Source organism: Pseudomonas sp. FSL R10-0056 (assembly GCF_009600105.1).
GTDB lineage: Bacteria > Pseudomonadota > Gammaproteobacteria > Pseudomonadales > Pseudomonadaceae > Aquipseudomonas > Aquipseudomonas bubulae.
The window spans coordinates 10,936-29,078 of record NZ_WIWL01000112.1 but is presented as its reverse complement, the minus strand read 5'-3'; the positions used below and the strand labels follow the sequence as shown (position 1 = coordinate 29,078).

16 protein-coding genes are annotated in these 18,143 nt (G+C 58.4%); 13 read left to right on the top strand and 3 right to left on the bottom strand.

The window, feature by feature from the left end; genetic code table 11:
* Window positions 1-524 precede the first annotated feature (524 nt).
* Window positions 525-1,046, top strand: coding sequence for a lactoylglutathione lyase (gene gloA, locus GHO42_RS05635; RefSeq protein WP_095019190.1), 522 nt, complete (start codon window positions 525-527; stop codon window positions 1,044-1,046).
* 56 nt (window positions 1,047-1,102) lie between these two features.
* Here the strand turns inward: gloA and ahpF are convergent, their stop codons facing one another.
* From ahpF to GHO42_RS05620, 3 genes are all read right to left on the bottom strand, one after another.
* Window positions 1,103-2,665 (bottom strand): alkyl hydroperoxide reductase subunit F, encoded by a 1,563-nt coding sequence (ahpF, locus tag GHO42_RS05630; protein ID WP_095000267.1) that lies wholly within the window; start codon window positions 2,663-2,665, stop codon window positions 1,103-1,105.
* 127 nt (window positions 2,666-2,792) lie between these two features.
* Window positions 2,793-3,356, bottom strand: a complete 564-nt coding sequence (gene ahpC, locus GHO42_RS05625; RefSeq protein ID WP_016780891.1) for an alkyl hydroperoxide reductase subunit C — start codon at window positions 3,354-3,356, stop codon at window positions 2,793-2,795.
* 172 nt (window positions 3,357-3,528) lie between these two features.
* Window positions 3,529-4,467, bottom strand: coding sequence for a site-specific integrase (locus GHO42_RS05620; protein WP_095000268.1), 939 nt, complete (start codon window positions 4,465-4,467; stop codon window positions 3,529-3,531).
* A gap of 178 nt (window positions 4,468-4,645) precedes the next feature.
* On the opposite strand from GHO42_RS05620, the gene GHO42_RS05615 reads away from it, so the two are divergent.
* From GHO42_RS05615 to GHO42_RS05560, 12 genes are all read left to right on the top strand, one after another.
* Window positions 4,646-5,653, top strand: coding sequence for a DNA-binding protein (locus GHO42_RS05615; protein ID WP_133144601.1), 1,008 nt, complete (start codon window positions 4,646-4,648; stop codon window positions 5,651-5,653).
* 161 nt (window positions 5,654-5,814) lie between these two features.
* Window positions 5,815-6,657, top strand: a complete 843-nt coding sequence (gene efeU, locus GHO42_RS05610; RefSeq protein WP_133144600.1) for an iron uptake transporter permease EfeU — start codon at window positions 5,815-5,817, stop codon at window positions 6,655-6,657.
* Window positions 6,658-6,665: 8 nt separating this feature from the next.
* Window positions 6,666-7,859, top strand: coding sequence for an iron uptake system protein EfeO (gene efeO / locus GHO42_RS05605; protein ID WP_133144599.1), 1,194 nt, complete (start codon window positions 6,666-6,668; stop codon window positions 7,857-7,859).
* Between the two features lie 17 nt (window positions 7,860-7,876).
* Window positions 7,877-9,187 carry an iron uptake transporter deferrochelatase/peroxidase subunit gene (efeB, locus tag GHO42_RS05600; protein WP_133144598.1) on the top strand — a complete coding sequence of 437 codons (1,311 nt, stop codon included), beginning with the start codon at window positions 7,877-7,879 and terminating at the stop codon, window positions 9,185-9,187.
* A gap of 25 nt (window positions 9,188-9,212) precedes the next feature.
* Window positions 9,213-10,037, top strand: coding sequence for an iron uptake system protein EfeO (gene efeO / locus GHO42_RS05595; RefSeq protein ID WP_133144597.1), 825 nt, complete (start codon window positions 9,213-9,215; stop codon window positions 10,035-10,037).
* A gap of 478 nt (window positions 10,038-10,515) precedes the next feature.
* The gene (gene arnC, locus GHO42_RS05590) at window positions 10,516-11,529 is read left to right on the top strand and encodes an undecaprenyl-phosphate 4-deoxy-4-formamido-L-arabinose transferase (protein ID WP_133144596.1); all 1,014 of its coding nucleotides are present in this window, start codon (window positions 10,516-10,518) and stop codon (window positions 11,527-11,529) included.
* A complete protein-coding gene (gene arnA, locus GHO42_RS05585) occupies window positions 11,526-13,517 on the top strand; it encodes a bifunctional UDP-4-amino-4-deoxy-L-arabinose formyltransferase/UDP-glucuronic acid oxidase ArnA (protein ID WP_153326051.1) in 1,992 nt (663 codons plus the stop codon). Before arnC ends, arnA begins: the two co-directional genes overlap by 4 nt.
* Window positions 13,517-14,401, top strand: coding sequence for a 4-deoxy-4-formamido-L-arabinose-phosphoundecaprenol deformylase (gene arnD / locus GHO42_RS05580; protein ID WP_095019952.1), 885 nt, complete (start codon window positions 13,517-13,519; stop codon window positions 14,399-14,401). The genes arnA and arnD overlap by 1 nt, the downstream gene beginning before the upstream one ends.
* A complete protein-coding gene (gene arnT, locus GHO42_RS05575) occupies window positions 14,398-16,047 on the top strand; it encodes a lipid IV(A) 4-amino-4-deoxy-L-arabinosyltransferase (protein WP_133144594.1) in 1,650 nt (549 codons plus the stop codon). Before arnD ends, arnT begins: the two co-directional genes overlap by 4 nt.
* Window positions 16,044-16,388 (top strand): 4-amino-4-deoxy-L-arabinose-phosphoundecaprenol flippase subunit ArnE, encoded by a 345-nt coding sequence (gene arnE / locus GHO42_RS05570; RefSeq protein ID WP_095000278.1) that lies wholly within the window; start codon window positions 16,044-16,046, stop codon window positions 16,386-16,388. Before arnT ends, arnE begins: the two co-directional genes overlap by 4 nt.
* On the top strand, window positions 16,385-16,786 hold the full coding sequence (arnF, locus tag GHO42_RS05565) for a 4-amino-4-deoxy-L-arabinose-phosphoundecaprenol flippase subunit ArnF (RefSeq protein ID WP_095000279.1): 402 nt from the start codon (window positions 16,385-16,387) through the stop codon (window positions 16,784-16,786). Before arnE ends, arnF begins: the two co-directional genes overlap by 4 nt.
* A complete protein-coding gene (locus GHO42_RS05560; protein WP_133144593.1) occupies window positions 16,783-18,141 on the top strand; it encodes a UDP-glucose/GDP-mannose dehydrogenase family protein in 1,359 nt (452 codons plus the stop codon). Before arnF ends, GHO42_RS05560 begins: the two co-directional genes overlap by 4 nt.
* Window positions 18,142-18,143 lie beyond the last annotated feature (2 nt).

The following is an 18,143-nucleotide window of genomic DNA, read 5'->3' as shown; positions in this document are numbered from 1 at the left end:
AGCCCTGCCTGTGCAGGGCTTTTTTATCCGCACAACTTTTAAAGCTGTTTAACTAAAAGGTTCAACTTGATTCAATTTTGCTTAATCTTGGGCGGATGTTTAATGCACCACATGAAGGTGTCAGCCAGAAAAGGCACTGCCCACTTCCGTCGTTGAATATGCCTGCATCAATAACTGCCCCGCCCGTGCGCCAACACTCAACTGACTACGGCTAAAACAGTAATACCGAGTAGGAATTATCCTGTTGTGACATCCATGCGTCCAAAAGACCGTGAACACGCCGGCGCTTCACAATTTTTTCACATCGCGGGTCACAGGATAGAGGCTGCTAAAGGACTAGCGCCCCATGCCCGCTTCGGCGGGCTTCTTTTTGCCCGTGATTTGCCCCGCAACCCAACTGCCTCCCTGCCGCAGACCGCTTGCGCCCTGAAAACGGGTTTGGCGCCAGACGTCACATTCCGTATCATTCGCCCATCACGCTCAACGTAGCGACCGATCACCTATGCCTTATTTTCGGAGGGTTCATGAGCCTGCAAGACCTGAACAACATTCCCGGCGTCACTGCTTCCCCGGATAGCGCTACGCACAACTTCGTTTTCAACCACACCATGCTGCGCGTCAAGAACATCGAGAAATCCCTGGATTTCTATACCCGCGTCCTGGGCTTCTCGCTGGTTGAGAAGCGCGATTTCCCTGAAGCCGAGTTCAGCCTGTACTTTCTGGCCCTGGTGGACAAGGCACAGATCCCGGCAGACGACGCAGCCCGTACACTGTGGATGAAGTCCATCCCCGGCATCTTGGAGCTGACCCATAACCACGGTTCAGAAACCGATGACAGCGTGGTCTACCACAACGGCAACACCGACCCGCGCGGCTTTGGCCATATCTGCATTTCGGTACCGGATATTCGTGCTGCCTGCGAGCGCTTTGAAGCTCTGAATGTGGACTTCCAGAAGCGCCTGAACGATGGGCGCATGAAATCCCTGGCATTCGTCAAGGACCCGGACGGTTACTGGGTCGAAATCATCCAGCCACAACCGATGTAAAAATCGAACGAAAAAAAACCCCATGACTGCTCATGGGGTTTTTTGTTTGCGCCCGGTTATTCCGGCGCTGAAGAACGGATCAAGTGATCAAAGGCACTCAGTGAGGCTTTGGCGCCCTCGCCCACTGCAATCACGATCTGCTTGTATGGCACGGTGGTCACGTCACCGGCGGCAAAAATGCCGGGGATCGAGGTTTCACCGCGGGCATCGACAACGATCTCGCCGCGAGGCGAAAGCTCGACAGTACCCTTGAGCCAGTCAGTGTTTGGCAACAGGCCGATCTGTACAAAGATCCCTTCCAGTTCGACCGTATGAACTTCACCGGACTGACGATCCTTGTAGCGCAGGCCGTTCACTTTCTGGCCGTCACCGGTGACCTCGGTGGTCTGTGCATTGGTGATGACCTTCACGTTTGGCAAACTGTGCAGCTTGCGTTGCAACACGGCATCGGCACGCAGTTTGGTATCGAACTCCAGCAGGGTGACATGCGCCACAATACCCGCCAGGTCAATGGCTGCTTCGACGCCAGAGTTGCCGCCGCCGATTACCGCGACGCGCTTGCCCTTGAACAGCGGACCGTCGCAGTGCGGGCAGTAAGCCACGCCACGGCTACGGTATTCCTGCTCGCCGGGCACGTTCATTTCACGCCAGCGCGCACCGGTGGCCAGAATTACGGTCTTGGCCTTGAGCGAAGCGCCGCTGGCAAACTTCACCTCGTGCAACTCACCTGCCTTGCCGGCAATCAGCTTGTCGGCACGCTGCAGGTTCATGATATCGACGTCGTATTGCTTGACGTGCTCCTCAAGTGCAGTGGCGAGCTTTGGCCCTTCAGTTTCCTGAACCGAGATAAAGTTCTCGATGGCCATGGTGTCCAGCACCTGACCGCCGAAGCGCTCGGCTGCCACACCAGTACGGATGCCTTTGCGGGCAGCATAGATCGCCGCGGCAGCACCGGCCGGGCCGCCGCCGATCACCAGCACGTCAAAAGCTTCCTTGGCGCTGATTTTTTCGGCCTGACGCTCAATTGCACTGGTGTCCAGCTTGCCCAGAATCTCTTCAAGGCCCATGCGGCCCTGACCAAAGTTGACACCGTTAAGGTAAACGCTGGGTACCGCCATCACTTGACGCTCGGTCACTTCGTCCTGGAACAGGGCACCGTCAATCGCCACATGGTGAATGTTCGGGTTAAGCACTGCCATCAGGTTCAGCGCCTGCACAACGTCAGGGCAGTTCTGGCAGGACAGCGAGAAATAGGTCTCGAAGTTGAACTCGCCTTTAAGGGAGCGAATCTGTTCAATTACTTCGGCACTGGCTTTCGATGGGTGGCCGCCTACTTGCAGCAAGGCCAACACCAGCGAAGTAAATTCGTGGCCCATCGGAATGCCTGCAAAACGCAGGCTGATATCGCCGCCCGGGCGGTTCAACGAGAACGAAGGCTTGCGCACATCGTTACCGTTGTCCAGCAGGGTGATCATGCTGGAAAGGCTGGCGATTTCTTTTAACAGGTCATGCATTTCACGGGATTTCGCACCGTCGTCGAGAGAGGCAACAATCTCGATCGGCTGCGTGACCCGCTCCAGGTATGACTTCAACTGAGCTTTTAGATTGGCGTCCAACATACGGGCGATCTCCTTTGAACATGAATTTTTTACAAAAAAACGCCCGAGCGAATCTCGCCCGGGCGTTTTGAGGGCGATGCGGCTTACAACTCAGGTGCGGATCACCGCCCTTGGCTGGTTCACGGCCTTAGATCTTGCCAACCAGGTCCAGCGATGGAGCCAAGGTGGACTCACCTTCTTTCCATTTGGCAGGGCACACTTCGCCCGGGTGAGCAGCAACGTACTGAGCGGCCTTGATTTTGCGCAGCAGCTCGGAAGCGTCACGGCCAACACCGCCATCGTTCAGCTCGACGATCTTGATCTGACCTTCAGGGTTGATCACGAAAGTGCCGCGGTCAGCCAGGCCTGCTTCTTCGATCAGTACGTCGAAGTTGCGGGAGATGGTCAGCGTAGGGTCGCCGATCATGGTGTACTGGATTTTGCCGATGGCTGGCGAAGTGTTGTGCCAGGCAGCGTGGGCAAAGTGGGTGTCAGTCGACACGCTGTAGATTTCCACGCCGAGTTTTTTGAACTCTTCGTAGTTGTCAGCCAGGTCTTCCAGTTCGGTTGGGCAAACGAAGGTGAAGTCGGCTGGGTAGAAGAACACGACAGACCACTTGCCTTTCAGGTCAGCGTCCGACACTTCCACGAAGCTGCCGTTTTTGTAGGCAGTTGCTTTGAATGGTTTAACTTGGCTGTTGATGATAGGCATCGTTGACTCTCCGTCAGGGTTGAAAAGTTGATGGGGTGAATCCTAACAACAGATTTCGTATCTGGCTCATTGGCAAAGCTGATGCTGACGATTGGTTTTAGCTATCAGGCGTACCTATAAATAGCCGAAAACTAAATATGATCCACCTGAACAGGTTTCAACTTGATGTTGATCAGTTGCCGATGTTTTTTTGCGCGGTGATGCTCATCCCGGTAAACGGGGTGGCTTCAACATAGCGCATGGCTGACTTTATGTCTTTCCAGCCGACGTAATTCATCAGTGACTTCAAGTCCCAGCCACTTTGATGGGCCCATGTCGCAAAACCGCGACGCAGGGAGTGACTGGTGTATTGCTCGGCCGCAATGCCCGCACGCTCCAGCGCCTGGCGCAGCAACGGGATCACACTGTTGGCGTGCAAGCCCTCCTCCCCCAGGTTGCCCCAGCGATCGATTCCGCGGAACACCGGGCCGCGGACCAACGCCGCGGTATTGAGCCATTCGATGTAGGCGCGCACCGGGCACAGTCGCAGCAGGGCCGGGGTCTGAAAGGTTTTGCCGAGGTTGTCGCGGTCACTTTTGCTGCGTGGCAGATACAAGGTAATGCCTGCCCCCTCTACAGCCTGTACATGCTCGACTTGCAGGCGGCACAACTCATCACTGCGGAATCCGCGCCAGAAACCGAGCAGGATCAGGGCGGCGTCACGCCTTGCGCGCAGCAGCCCCGGCTGATCACCACTGGCTTGCGCCGCCAGGGCCTCAGCCTCCAACCACTCGACCACCTGTTCAAGATGCTGCAATTGCAGCGGTGCCGCCTGCTTCTCCTGCACGGGATGCAGTGCCCGAATACCCTTGAATACCTTGCGCACCATCGGCGCCTTGGTCGGGTCGGCAAACCCCTGACTGTTGTGCCACTGGGCAATCGCTGACAGGCGCAGCTTGAGGGTGTTGATCGACAATTGCCCGGCATGAGCCACCAGATAACGCGCCACGCTATCGCTGGTGGCCGGCAGAAACCCGCCCCAGGTCACTTCGAAGTGCTCAATGGCCGCCCGATAACTGCGGCGGGTGTTGTCGCGGGTCGCGGCGTTCAGGTAGCGATCCAGCTCGCTCATGGGCAGCTCTCTTGTGTGGCGTACCGAAAACAGGCCTTAAAAGCAGTTTCAAGGCTCTGGCACGGGATAATACCAGTATATCCCGTCTTATTTTTCATTAAATAACATCAATAAAATGTGCTAATCTAGTATGTAATTACATGATACATACCACAGTACATAATCGTAGGAGATGACCATGGCCCGTGGCGGCGTAAACAAGGCAGTGGTGCAAATTGCACGCACCGCGATCCTGGCTCGAGGCGAACACCCGAGCATTGATGCGGTACGTATCGAGATGGGCAATACCGGGTCGAAAACTACGATCCATCGCTATCTAAAGGAACTGGACGAAGTTGATTCGCGCCGCGGCGTGCCTCGTGAGCAAATCGATGATGAACTGACTGAGCTGGTTGCCCGCCTCGCCCAGCGCCTGCAGGAGCAGGCACAAGAGCCCATTGACCGGGCTCAGGCGCATTACGAGCAGCTCAAAGTGCAACTGCAGGCGCAGTTGAACGAAGCACAGGACGCTCGGGCACAGCTTGAGCAGCAACTGGAGATCCAGGGCGCAGCGCTGCATCAGGAAAGCACCCAACTCGACGCCACCCGCTCAATGCTGCAAACCGAACAGACTCGCAACGCAGCCCTGAATCAGGCATGCAGCGACTTTGACCTGCGCCTGAAAGATCGTGACGAGCAGATTCGCTCGCTGGAAGAAAAGCACCTGCACGCCCGCGATGCGCTGGAGCACTATCGCAGCGCGACCAAGGAACAGCGCGAGCAGGATCAGCGCCGTCATGAAGGCCAGTTGCAGCAGGTGCAAATGGAACTGCGTCAGGCCCAGCAAAGTGCATTGGTACGCCAGGATGAAATCACCCAGCTGCATCGCGACAATGAGCGCGTACTGAGCGAGAGCCGCGCACTGGGCAAGGAACTGAACCAGGCCAATGACCTGCAGCACAAGCTGGGCAACCAGAATACGCAGCTCAACACCCAACTCAGTCAGCTGCAAAGTGAACGCACCCTGCTTCAAGAGCGCCTGCGCGTAGCCACGCAGGAAAGTGAAGGCTTGAAACAGGCCCACGCACAGATCCAGGAAAGCCACGCAGCCCTTTCCTTGCGCGCCATAAAGGCTGAAACCGCGCTGGAAAGCCTGCAGGAGCTAAAGAAGGATGCTGAACAAAGCGTGCTCAACAAAGACCAGTAGAACTACCTGACTCGATCCAGGCCCGCTCCCGCAAAAGCTGAATAGACACCCCCATCTTCGTTCAGCAACCGCTCAGCAAATGCAATCGATTCTTGTTTGGCAATACGTATCAGTATGTTACAAATTAGCACCCTAACTAATTTGTGACGCGGTAGCCCACCATGCTGGTTCCATTTCTGATCATGCTGCGCGAAGGGATTGAGGCCGCACTTATCGTCGGCATCATTGCCAGTTATCTCAAGCAAACAGGCCGCGGGCAGTGGATGCCCGCCGTATGGGTCGGGGTGTTTCTGGCCGCCGCCCTGTCTTTGCTGGTGGGCGGCGGGCTGGAGTTGATGAGCGCCGAGTTCCCGCAAAAACAGCAAGAACTGTTCGAAGGCATCGTCGGCCTCATTGCCGTGGGCATTCTCAGCTCAATGGTATTCTGGATGCGCAAGGTCGCGCGCTCGATCAAGCATTCGCTGCACACCTCCCTCGATCACGCCCTCGCCGGCTCCCAGCATCAAGTCACGGCACTGATTGCCATGGTCTTTTTTGCCGTCGCCCGGGAAGGGCTTGAAACCGTATTTTTCCTGTTAGCCGTCTTCCAGCAAAGCGAAGGCCCCGCCGCACCCCTGGGCGCCCTGCTCGGCCTGCTGCTGGCCATCGGCGTCGGCTTTGCCATTTACAGCGGCAGCATGCGCCTGAACCTGGGGCTGTTTTTCCGCTGGACCGGCCTGTTTATTCTGGTGGTCGCTGCGGGCATCCTGGCCAACTCGGTACAGGCCCTGCACGAGGCAGGCCTGTGGAACCACTGGCAAGACGTGGTCTTTGATATCAGCGCCCACTTGCCGATGGATGGCCCGCTAGGCTCCGTACTGGCTGGCATGTTCGGCTATCAGGACGCCCCCACCGTCAGCGTGCTCGGTGCGTATGTGATTTATCTGGTCGTCACGCTGGTGATGTTCTTTCGCCCGCCGGCACCGGCCAAAACCGCACACCCTTCTTCAGTAACAAACCCATAAGGTCAAGCATGCCAACCCCTGCAAGCGGTACACCCCCACGCGCTCTGCGCTGGGCGGTGGCCGGCTCGGTGATCGTGATGATCGCAGCCGGCGGGTTGTTCTACTACGCCTCGCAACTGGCCGCGGCCAAGCGCAAGGCTCACGGCACTGAAATAACCGTGACCATCCACCCGCATAGCTGTGAACCCGACGCCCTGACTGTACCGGCCGGCTTCAACAGCTTTCGCATCGTCAATGCCTCCGAGCGCGCGGTGGAGTGGGAAATTCTCGACGGTGTGCTGGTGGTCGAAGAGCGGGAAAACATTGCCCCGGGTCTGAGCCAGGTGATCAACGCGACACTCGCTCCTGGCGATTACGCCATCACCTGCGGCCTGCTCAGCAACCCCCGCGGCACCCTGCATGTGACGCCCACTGCAGCGTCCGAAGCCAGCGCCAATGCCAGGCCTACGATGGTGGCCTTTGTTGGGCCGTTGTCAGAGTTTCGGGTTTACCTGAGCCAACAGGGCAGCGCCCTGACCAGGGCTGTCGATGCCCTGTCGCAAGCCATTAGCGCCGGTGATCTGGAGCAGGCGCAGGCTCTGTACACCCCCGCACGCGAGGCCTATCAACGCCTGGCGCCGGCAGCGCAACGCCTTGCCGAGCTGGACAACGCCATCAATGCTCGCGCCGACTATTTCGAAAAGCGCGAGCAGGATCCGGGGTTTACCGGTTTCCACCGCCTGGAATACGGCCTGTTTGACCAGCGCAGTACTCAAGGCCTGGCGCCGATTGTCCAGCAGCTGCAAGCCAATGGCCTGCTGCTCAAGCAACAGTTGCTTGCCCAATCGTTGCCCCCCGAACAACTGGTCAGCATCGTCGCCCGCACCCTGCACAACCTGGCGGATAACCGCGCCAACAGCGGCGAAGAGGAGCGCTACAGCCATATTGACCTCAATGGCTTTGCCGCCAACCTTGAGGCTGCGCACAAAGTGGTTGATCTGCTGCGCCCTTTGCTGCTCAAGAAAAATGCCGACCTGCTGCACACCATAGACGGTGCCAGCAGCGCGCTGGATGCCGAACTCAATGGCCTGAAAACCCCGCAGGGCTACCGCACCTACGACACCGTCAGCGCCCCGCAGCGCCAACAAATCAGCAACAAGGCCAAGGTTATGGCCGATGCACTCGATGGAATCGATCCCGCCCTCGGCCTTAGCGGCCTGTAATTGCAGACGAGACGTACATGAGCGATTCACCACACACCCCGAACGAGTTCAACCTGCAACGCCGGCGCATCCTGATGGGCATGGGGGTCGCCGGGGCGGCACTGGCTGGCGGCGCCCTGAGCTGCCCGGCCATGGCCGCCGCCAACCCGGCCAATGCTCAAGTCACCCAGGCGCCGAGCAGCGACAAGACCCAGGATCATCACGACTTTCACGGCCAGCACCAAAATGGCATTGTCACCCCGCGCCCGGCCGCCGGTATGCTGGTGGCCTTTGATGTACTGGCCACGGACCGCGAAGGTCTCGAACGCCTGCTGCGCACTCTGAATGAGCGCATCGCCTTCCTGATGAAAGGCGGCCCGGTCGCCCAGGTCGATCCGAAGCTGCCGCCGGTGGACTCGGGCATTCTCGGCCCGGTGGTCAGCCCCGACAACCTGACCATTACCGTGTCCGTGGGCGAATCCCTGTTCGATGAGCGTTTTGCCCTGGCCAAGATCAAACCCAAACACCTGAGCCGCATGCAGGGCTTCCCCAACGATGCCCTGGACCCGGCCCAGTGCCACGGCGACTTAAGCCTGCAGTTTTGCGCCAATACCGCCGACACCAATATCCACGCCCTTCGCGACATTGTGAAAAACATGCCCGACTTGCTGCTGGTGCGCTGGAAGCAGGAAGGCACCGTGCCGCCGCAAGCACCGGTCAAGCCCGGCGAGCCGGCGCAAAGTGCGCGCAACTTCCTGGGCTTTCGTGATGGCTCGGCCAACCCCGACTCCAACGACAACACAGCGATGAACCAGATTGTCTGGGTCCAGCCCGACAGTGGCGAGCCGCAGTGGGCGGTCAACGGCAGCTATCAGGCAGTGCGCATCATCCGCAATTTCGTCGAACGCTGGGACCGTACCCCCCTGCAGGAGCAGGAAAGCATTTTCGGCCGCAACAAGGCCAGCGGCGCGCCCATGGACGGTGCCCGGGAGACCGATGTGCCGGATTACAGCAAGGACCCCCACGGCAAGATCACCAAACTTGACGCCCACATCCGTCTGGCCAATCCGCGTACCGCGCAGACACGCAACAGCCTGATTTTACGCCGGCCGTTCAACTACTCCAATGGCGTCAACAAGAACGGCCAGCTGGACATGGGCTTGCTGTTCATCTGCTACCAGCGCGACCTGGAACAGGGCTTTATCGCCGTGCAAACCCGGCTCAACGGTGAACCCCTGGAGGAGTACCTCAAGCCTGTGGGCGGCGGATACTTCTTCACCCTGCCGGGCGTGCGCGACGAACATGATTTTATCGGCCGCTCGCTGCTCGAAGCTGCTACACGCACCTGAACCTCAACCCACCGGAAAAAGTCCCATGAAGAAGACCCCGCTCGCACTGTTCCTTGCCCTGGGCTTGCTCCACACCCCTCTGTCGGCGCTCGCTGCAACCGCGCCACTGGATTTGGTGCAACCCGTGTCCGACTACAAGATCTACGTTACCGAGCAGCTGGATGAGCTGGCCAGCAACACGCAAAAATTCACCGATGCCGTGAAAAAGGGTGACCTGGTCACGGCCAAAAAACTCTACGCCCCGACCCGCGTTTACTACGAGTCGATTGAGCCGATTGCCGAACTGTTCAGCGACCTGGACGCCTCGATCGATTCACGCGTAGATGATCACGAAAAAGGCGTCACTGCGCCTGACTTCACCGGTTTTCACCGCATCGAGTACAGCCTGTTTGCCGAGAACAGTACCCTGGGGCTCGACAAACTCGCAGACGGCCTGAATAACGACGTCAAGGACCTGCAGACCCGCGTTGCCGGGCTGACCTTCCCGCCGGAAAAAGTCGTCGGCGGTGCTGCAGCATTGATGGAAGAAGTGGCCGCCACCAAAATTTCCGGCGAAGAAGACCGCTATAGCCACACCGACCTGTATGACTTCCAGGGCAACGTGGACGGCGCGAAAAAGATCTTCGATCTGTTCCGTGCGCAAATAGAACAGAGCGACAAGGTCTTTGCTGCCAAGGTCGACAAGAACTTCGCCACGGTGAACAGCATCCTGGCCAAATACAAAACTGCCGACGGCGGCTTTGAGACCTATGACAAGGTCAGGGAAAACGACCGCAAGGCCCTCATCGGGCCAGTCAACACCCTGGCCGAAGACCTGTCGACCCTGCGCGGCAAGCTGGGTTTGAACTGATTCAAGGTTTTTCGCAGCGCCAACCGATGTGACTCACGTCACATATCCGCAGGTTGGCGCAGGGCTTTGCCTGAGCACTTGTTACTCATCAGTCATAAAACTTGTGCTGAATCACTGTTCAAAATCGTTCAATCAATGTAGGAATCTTCCCGTTTAAGAAAAGTACTACTGTCAAGTCAGACAATGCTTGGGCGCTGTTAATACTTTCCTGAATAGCACCTGTCTAGCGTTTAGATAGGATGCACTGTTGACCCAACTTTCATAGGTTTTTCACAAGGACGCGTTTAACGTATGCAACAGCAACGAAAGCAATGCCCCAAGACTTTGCAACAAAATCATGTAGATAACGCTTTAGAACGACTTTACCTTTGTTAGAAACAGGCTTTACTCGTAAAGGGCCCGGATCTTTAACGCGCCCTGAGTTTGGTCGACAAAGACATGTCGTCTTGTGCCATTGAAACTGACTGGAACGAATACTTTGAAACCCTACCCAATCCAGTGTGTGTCGATCGTCATTCCGGTCTACAACGAAGAAGAAAGTCTGCCCGAGCTCTTGCGTCGCACAGAAGCCGCCTGCGCACAACTGAGCCAGGCCTATGAAATCGTGCTGGTCGACGACGGCAGCCGGGACAAATCGGCGCAAATTCTCGAAGACGCTGCCGCACGTGAAGGCAGCCCCGTAGTTGCGGTTATTCTCAACCGCAACTACGGCCAGCATGCTGCAATCATGGCCGGCTTTGAGCACTCCAAAGGCGATGTGGTGATCACTCTGGATGCCGACCTGCAAAACCCGCCGGAAGAAATTCCGCGCCTGGTGGCACAGGCTGCTCTTGGGTACGACGTGGTCGGAACGGTACGCAACAACCGTCAGGACTCCGCCTGGCGCCGCTGGCCTTCACGGCTGATCAACCTGGCCGTACAACGCTCCACCGGGGTTGCCATGAGCGACTATGGTTGCATGCTGCGCGCCTACCGGCGCAGCATCGTCGACGCCATGCTCGCCTGCCGCGAACGCAGCACCTTTATCCCGATCCTGGCCAACAGCTTTGCCCGCCACACCACCGAGGTACTGGTCGAGCACGCCGAGCGCGAGCACGGTGACTCCAAGTACAGCGCCATGCGCCTGATCAACCTGATGTTCGACCTGATCACCTGCATGACGACCACGCCCCTGCGCCTGCTGAGCATCATCGGTTTCAGCATGGCAGCACTGGGCGCGGTATTCGCCATTGCCCTGATCATGTTGCGCCTGATCTTCGGTGCAAGCTGGGCCGGCGACGGTACTTTCGTATTGTTTGCGGTGCTCTTCGTGTTTACCGGCGGCCAATTTATCGGCATGGGCCTTCTGGGTGAATACCTGGGCCGCATGTACAGCGATGTAAGGGCACGGCCACGATTCTTTATTGAAAAAATCGTACGCGCCGACTCTGCACCGCCTTCCGTTACAACCAGCACCCCGACTTCCTCTACTTCGACACAGGTTCAATCATGAGTTTGAAAGCCGTTGTTTTCGCCTATCACGATATTGGCTGCACAGGCATCGAAGCCTTGCTCAATGCAGGCTACGAAATTGCTGCTGTATTCACCCATGCTGACGACCCCAAAGAAAACAACTTCTACGGTTCGGTTGCCCAGCTGTGTGCACGCAAAGGCATTCCGGTCCACGCTCCTGAAGACGCCAACCACCCATTGTGGATCGAGCGCATTCGCAAACTGAACGCCGACTACATCTTCTCGTTCTATTATCGCCACCTGCTGGGCGAAGAGTTGCTGGCAAGCGTCAGCAAAGGCGCCTTCAACCTGCATGGTTCCCTGCTGCCACGCTACCGCGGCCGCGCACCGGCCAACTGGGTACTGGTAAACGGCGAAACCGAAACCGGCGTAACCCTGCACCGCATGGTCAAACGCGCCGACGCGGGCGATATCCTGGCCCAGCACCGTATCAGCATCGAGCGTTCGGACACGGCCCTGACCCTGCACGCCAAGCTTCGCGAAACCGCCGCCAAACTGCTGGCCGAGGCCCTGCCACTGCTGCCACAAGGCAAGCTCACCGAAACCCCACAAGACGAATCCAAAGCCACTTATTTTGGTCGCCGCACCCCGGCTGACGGCTTGCTGCAATGGAACCGCCCGGCTGAAGAACTGTTCAACCTGGTACGTGCCGTGACCCAACCTTACCCGGGCGCCTTCTGCGCCGTGGGTGAGCACAAGCTGATTGTGTGGGGCGCCGAAGTGGTTGCCGGCAACCAGGGCCATGCACCTGGCCAGGTCATCAGCTGCGAGCCGCTGCGTATTGCCTGCGGCACAGACTCGCTGGTCATCACTGCCGGTCAGCGCAACGATAACGGTCTGTACCTGAGCGGCCCGCAACTGGCCCGTGAACTGGGCCTGGTCGAAGGTTCGCGCCTGCGTGGTGCTGAGTCCGGCCGCCCGGCACGCCGCACCCGCGTGCTTATCCTTGGGGTTAACGGTTTTATCGGCAACCACCTGTCCGAGCGTCTGCTACAGGACGACCGCTACGAAGTCTACGGCCTCGATATCGGCTCCGATGCTATCGATCGCCTGCGCAGCCACCCCAACTTCCACTTTGTGGAAGGCGATATCAGCATCCACACTGAATGGATCGAATACCACATCAAGAAGTGCGACGTGGTCCTGCCGCTGGTGGCCATCGCAACGCCAATCGAATACACCCGCAACCCGTTGCGCGTCTTCGAACTGGACTTCGAAGAGAACCTCAAGCTGGTGCGCTACTGCGTCAAGTACAACAAGCGCGTGATTTTCCCGTCCACGTCCGAAGTGTATGGCATGTGCCAGGACAAGAACTTCGACGAAGACACCTCCAACCTGATTGTTGGCCCGATCAACAAACAGCGCTGGATCTACTCGGTCTCCAAGCAACTGCTGGATCGCGTTATCTGGGCTTACGGTACCAAGGGCCTGAAATTCACCCTGTTCCGTCCGTTCAACTGGATGGGCCCACGCCTTGACCGCCTGGACTCGGCACGGGTTGGCAGCTCACGCGCCATCACCCAACTGATCCTGCACCTGGTGGAAGGTACCCCGATCCGTCTGGTTGACGGCGGCGAACAAAAGCGCTGCTTCACTGACGTGGCCGATGGTATCGAAGCTCTGGCGCGCATCATCGACAACAAGGATGGCAAGTGCGACGGCCAGATCATCAACATCGGCAACCCGGACAACGAAGCCAGCATTCGTCAACTGGGCGAAGAGTTACTGCGCCAGTTCGAGGCGCATCCGCTGCGTGACAACTTCCCGCCGTTTGCCGGTTTCCGTGATGTTGAAAGCCAGTCTTTCTACGGTACCGGTTACCAGGACGTCAGCCATCGCAAGCCAAGCGTGGAAAACGCCCGTCGCCTGATCGACTGGACACCCACCACCGAGCTGAGCGAAACCATTGGCAAGACCCTGGACTTCTTCCTGCGTGAAGCCATGGTAGAAATCGCGGAAAAACGCTGATGCAAGCTGGACTGCGTATCGATGTCGACACGTACCGCGGCACCCGTGAGGGGGTGCCGCGGCTACTCGAACTGCTCGACGAAGCCCAGATCAAGGCGACGTTTTTTTTCAGCGTGGGGCCGGACAACATGGGCCGCCATTTATGGCGGCTGATCAAGCCCCGGTTCTTCTGGAAAATGATGCGCTCCAAGGCTGCCAGCCTGTATGGCTGGGATATTTTGCTGGCTGGCACCGCTTGGCCCGGCAAACCGATCGGCAAGGATCTGGGGCACTTGATGCGCCAGACCCTTGCCGCCGGGCATGAGGTCGGCCTGCACGCCTGGGATCACCATGGCTGGCAGGCCAATACCGCGCGCTGGAGCGAGGCGCAGCTGATCGAGCAGATCCGCCGGGGTGTCGACACCCTGAGCGACATCACCGGGCAAGCCGTCGAATGTTCGGCGGCCGCTGGCTGGCGTGCCGACGAGCGCGTGGTCCGGGCCAAGGAAACCTTTGGTTTTCGCTACAACAGTGATTGCCGCGGGCACAGCCTGTTTCGGCCAAGGTTGGCCGACGGCAGGCTGGGGGCGCCGCAAATCCCTGTGGACTTACCCACATTCGATGAAGTGGTCGGGCCCGAGCTCAGTGCCGCCGATTTCAACTCATTCATTCTTGACCGCTTCAGCCCGCAAAAGCTGAATGCGTACACCATCCATGCTGAAGTAGAAGGGATTCTTATGGCCAATGACTTCCGTCAATTACTGGCGCAGGCCCGTGCCCGTGACATTCATTTCCAACCCCTGCGGGACTTGCTGCCCGCCGACCTCGAGAGCCTGCCCGCCGGGCAATTGAGCCGTGGCGTGCTGGAAGGCCGTGAAGGCTGGTTGGGAGTGCAGAAGCCATGACTTCACGCTGGACAATACCGCTGCTGGTTCTGGCCTTTATCGCCTTTTACCTGTTGCCATTGGGCACCCACGGCTTGTGGATCCCGGACGAAACGCGCTACGCGCAGATCGGCCAGCAAATCCTGATCGACGGTAACTGGGTCACCCCGCACTTTATGGATTTGCGTTACTTCGAGAAGCCGATTGCCGGCTACTGGATGATTGCCATCGGCCAGGCCATTTTTGGCGAAAACCTGTTTGGCGTGCGCATTGCCTCGGCCATCGCCACCGGTTTGAGCGTATTCCTGGCCTATGCCGTGGCCCGTCGCCTGTGGAACGATCCGCGCAAGAGCTTTGCCTGCGCCCTGGTGTACATGACCTTTGGCCTGATTGCAGGCCAGGCCGGTTATTCCAACCTTGATCCGCAGTTTACCCTGTGGGTCAACCTGAGCCTGGTGGCGCTGTGGTTTGCCGTCGACAGCAGCTCCAATCGTGATCGCCTGATCAGTTGGGTGGTACTGGGTTTTGCCTGCGGCATGGGCTTTATGACCAAGGGTTTTCTAGCTCTGCTGCTGCCGGTACTGATCGCTCTGCCCTACATGCTCTGGCAAAAGCGCTTTCTGGAACTGGTCAAGTACGGCCTGGTGGCCATGCTGGTGGCGGCCATTGTCTCGCTGCCGTGGGTGCTGGCAGTACACGCCCAGGAGCCTGACTACTGGCGCTTCTTCTTCTGGCACGAGCATATCCGCCGTTTTGCCGGTGACGATGCCCAGCACGGTCGCCCATGGTGGTTCTACCTGCCGCTGCTGGTGGTTTCCAGCCTGCCTTGGGCAGCGTTGTTGCCGGTGGCCTTCAAGGACGCCTGGAGCAACAAACGCCATGCAAGCATTGTGTTCGTGCTGCTATGGCTGCTGCTGCCACTGGGGCTGTTCAGCCTGAGCAAGGGCAAGCTGCCAACCTACATCATGCCGTGCATGTTGCCGTTGGCACTGCTGCTGGGCCACGCAATGATGCAACGGGTTGAACAGGCCAAAACCTGCGCCCTGCGCTTCAATGGCGCGGTCAACCTGATCGGCGGCAGTGCGGCATTGCTGGCCCTGGTGTATTTCCAGGTCAAACAGCCCTTCTATGACAACGAACCGCTGCATATGGCCCTGCTGGTCGTGGTGCTGCTGACGTGGATCATTACCGGCCTGCTGACACTGACCAAACCTCTGAAAATGTGGGCTGCGCCGGCACTGGCCATGGGTGTTCTGGTACTGGTACTGCCAGCCGCCATGCCGAGCAGCGTGGTTCACAACAAAATGCCTGACCAGTTTGTCCTGGAACATATGGATGAGCTGTCCCGGGCCAAGACATTTCTGAGTAACGACCTGGGCGCAGCGTCTGCTTTGGCCTGGCGTCTGCGCCGACCTGACGTGACACTCTACAACACCCAGGGTGAGGTCAAGTACGGCCTGACCTACGACGATGCCAAAGGTAAAAGCATTAGCCTGACTGAAGTTGGCCCGTGGATGGCTGAAGCTCGCCGCAAAGGCCCTGTCGGCGTGGTGATGCGCGTCAAGGACAGCGATGAGAGCCATGAAATGGACGAGTTGCCCAAAGACGCCAAGCGCTATGACGAAGGCAATATGGTGATTTTGATTTACCCGCAGATTGCTCCATGACCCTGACGCTATTGCTGTTGGCCTGTCTGTTGACCTGTGCTGGCCAGATCGCCCAGAAATACGCGGTCGAAGGTTGGCGCGGGGTTGACACCGGGGTGGCGCAAAAACTGCGCTCCCCCTGGTTATGGCTGGCACTGCTATGTCTCGGCCTGGGTTTGCTGGTGTGGTTGCTGGTGCTACAACGGCTCGAGGTCGGGGTTGCTTACCCGATGCTCAGCCTAAATTTTGTACTGATCACCCTGGTGGCCCGCTATCTGTTTAAAGAAACCATCGACCTGCGCCATTGGCTGGGCGTTGGGCTGGTAATAGCCGGGGTGGTTTTGCTGGGGCAACACGCATGAGCCTGTACCGTGGATTTGCCTTTGCCTCAGGCAGTGTATTACTGGTCAGCGGCGCCCAACTGGGCATGCGCTGGAGCATGACGCGGTTGCCGCAGCCCGCCCAATGGCTTGAAGCGTTCAGCCAGGGCAGTGTCTCGCTCCCGGCGTTGGCCATGGTAGTTGCCGCCATTGTCGCGTATGCACTGTCGATGCTCTGCTGGCTGCTGGCCCTGCGCGATTTGCCCTTGGGCCGCGCCTATTCGCTGCTAAGTGTCAGCTATGCATTGGTCTACCTGCTGGCTGCCAGCCTGCCGATTTTCCATGAAAGCTTCACCCTTTCAAAAACCCTCGGTGTGACGCTGGTCATTCTTGGGGTGCTTGTGATCAATTCTCGACGTACTTCCGGAAACAGCGCATGAAAATCAGTGTATTTGGTAGTGGTTATGTAGGCCTGGTGCAGGCGACGGTTCTGGCGGAAGTCGGCCATGACGTCATCTGCATGGACATTGACCAGAAAAAGGTCGAGTCGCTGCAACAAGGTCACGTCAGCATTTTCGAGCCCGGGCTTTCAGCCCTGGTGCGTGAAAACCTCGAGAGCAAGCGCCTGCGTTTTACCAGCGATGAAAAAACCGCTGTCGAGCACGGCCAGGTACTGTTTATCGCCGTGGGCACACCACCGAGCGAAGACGGTTCGGCTGATCTTGGCCAGGTGTTCTCCGTGGGTGACGCCGTTGCCCGCCACCGCAAGGAGCCGCTGATCCTGGTCGAGAAATCCACCGTGCCCGTGGGCACTGGCGACGCGCTGACCGCCCATATCAACAAGGCCCTGGAACAGGCCGGACGCTCGCTGCAATTTGACGTGGTATCCAACCCGGAATTCCTCAAGGAAGGCTCGGCCGTCACTGATTGCCGCCGCCCGGACCGCATCATCATTGGCTGTGCCCGTGAAGAGGTGCGTGAAGTCATGCGCGACCTGTACGCGCCGTTCAACCGCAACCATGACCGGATCATTTTCATGGACCTGCGCAGCGCCGAGCTGACCAAGTACGCCGCCAACTGCATGCTGGCGACCAAGATCAGCTTTATCAACCAGATCGCCGAACTGGCCGAGCACCTTGGGGCCGACATCGAAGCCGTGCGCCTGGGCATTGGCGCCGACCAGCGCATTGGCTATCACTTCATCTACCCTGGCTGCGGCTATGGCGGTTCGTGCTTCCCCAAAGACATGCGCGCGCTGATCCACAGTGCCCAGCAGGTCAATTGCTCCAGCGATCTGCTGCAAGCGGTCGAAGCGATCAACGAGCGGCAGAAGCACAAGCTGTTCGAACGCATCAACGCGTTTTTCAAGGGCAACCTTCAAGGCAAGACCTTTGCGTTGTGGGGCCTGGCATTCAAACCCAATACCGATGACATGCGCGACGCACCCAGCCGCGTATTGATGGAGGCCCTGTGGGCTGCGGGTGCCAATGTGCGCGCTTTCGACCCCGAAGCCATGCAGGAAACCCAGCGCCTTTACGGCGATGAAGCGCGCCTGAGCCTGATGGGCACACCGGAATCTACCCTTAATGGCGCCGACGCATTGATCGTCTGCACCGAGTGGCAGCAATTCAAGGCGCCGGACTTCGACCTGATCAAGCAACGCCTGAGCACACCGGTGATATTTGACGGGCGCAACCTGTATGACGGTGAGCGCCTGGCCAAGGCCGGCTTGCAGTACTTCCCGATGGGGCGTGGCGAGTCGTGCAACTTGCCGGTCGGGTCTACAGCCCTTTGATG

What these genes read in the sequence shown, in the direction of transcription:
- arnA (WP_153326051.1), top strand. Translation starts at nt 11,526, where the DNA reads ATGAGTTTGAAAGCCGTTGTTTTCGCCTATCACGATATTGGCTGCACA.
- arnD (WP_095019952.1), top strand. Translation starts at nt 13,517, where the DNA reads ATGCAAGCTGGACTGCGTATCGATGTCGACACGTACCGCGGCACCCGT.
- arnE (WP_095000278.1), top strand. Translation starts at nt 16,044, where the DNA reads ATGACCCTGACGCTATTGCTGTTGGCCTGTCTGTTGACCTGTGCTGGC.
- ahpF (WP_095000267.1), bottom strand. Translation starts at nt 2,665, where the DNA reads ATGTTGGACGCCAATCTAAAAGCTCAGTTGAAGTCATACCTGGAGCGG.
- efeU (WP_133144600.1), top strand. Translation starts at nt 5,815, where the DNA reads ATGCTGGTTCCATTTCTGATCATGCTGCGCGAAGGGATTGAGGCCGCA.
- GHO42_RS05560 (WP_133144593.1), top strand. Translation starts at nt 16,783, where the DNA reads ATGAAAATCAGTGTATTTGGTAGTGGTTATGTAGGCCTGGTGCAGGCG.
- GHO42_RS05615 (WP_133144601.1), top strand. Translation starts at nt 4,646, where the DNA reads ATGGCCCGTGGCGGCGTAAACAAGGCAGTGGTGCAAATTGCACGCACC.
- efeB (WP_133144598.1), top strand. Translation starts at nt 7,877, where the DNA reads ATGAGCGATTCACCACACACCCCGAACGAGTTCAACCTGCAACGCCGG.
- arnF (WP_095000279.1), top strand. Translation starts at nt 16,385, where the DNA reads ATGAGCCTGTACCGTGGATTTGCCTTTGCCTCAGGCAGTGTATTACTG.
- ahpC (WP_016780891.1), bottom strand. Translation starts at nt 3,356, where the DNA reads ATGCCTATCATCAACAGCCAAGTTAAACCATTCAAAGCAACTGCCTAC.
- efeO (WP_133144599.1), top strand. Translation starts at nt 6,666, where the DNA reads ATGCCAACCCCTGCAAGCGGTACACCCCCACGCGCTCTGCGCTGGGCG.
- gloA (WP_095019190.1), top strand. Translation starts at nt 525, where the DNA reads ATGAGCCTGCAAGACCTGAACAACATTCCCGGCGTCACTGCTTCCCCG.
- arnT (WP_133144594.1), top strand. Translation starts at nt 14,398, where the DNA reads ATGACTTCACGCTGGACAATACCGCTGCTGGTTCTGGCCTTTATCGCC.
- efeO (WP_133144597.1), top strand. Translation starts at nt 9,213, where the DNA reads ATGAAGAAGACCCCGCTCGCACTGTTCCTTGCCCTGGGCTTGCTCCAC.
- GHO42_RS05620 (WP_095000268.1), bottom strand. Translation starts at nt 4,467, where the DNA reads ATGAGCGAGCTGGATCGCTACCTGAACGCCGCGACCCGCGACAACACC.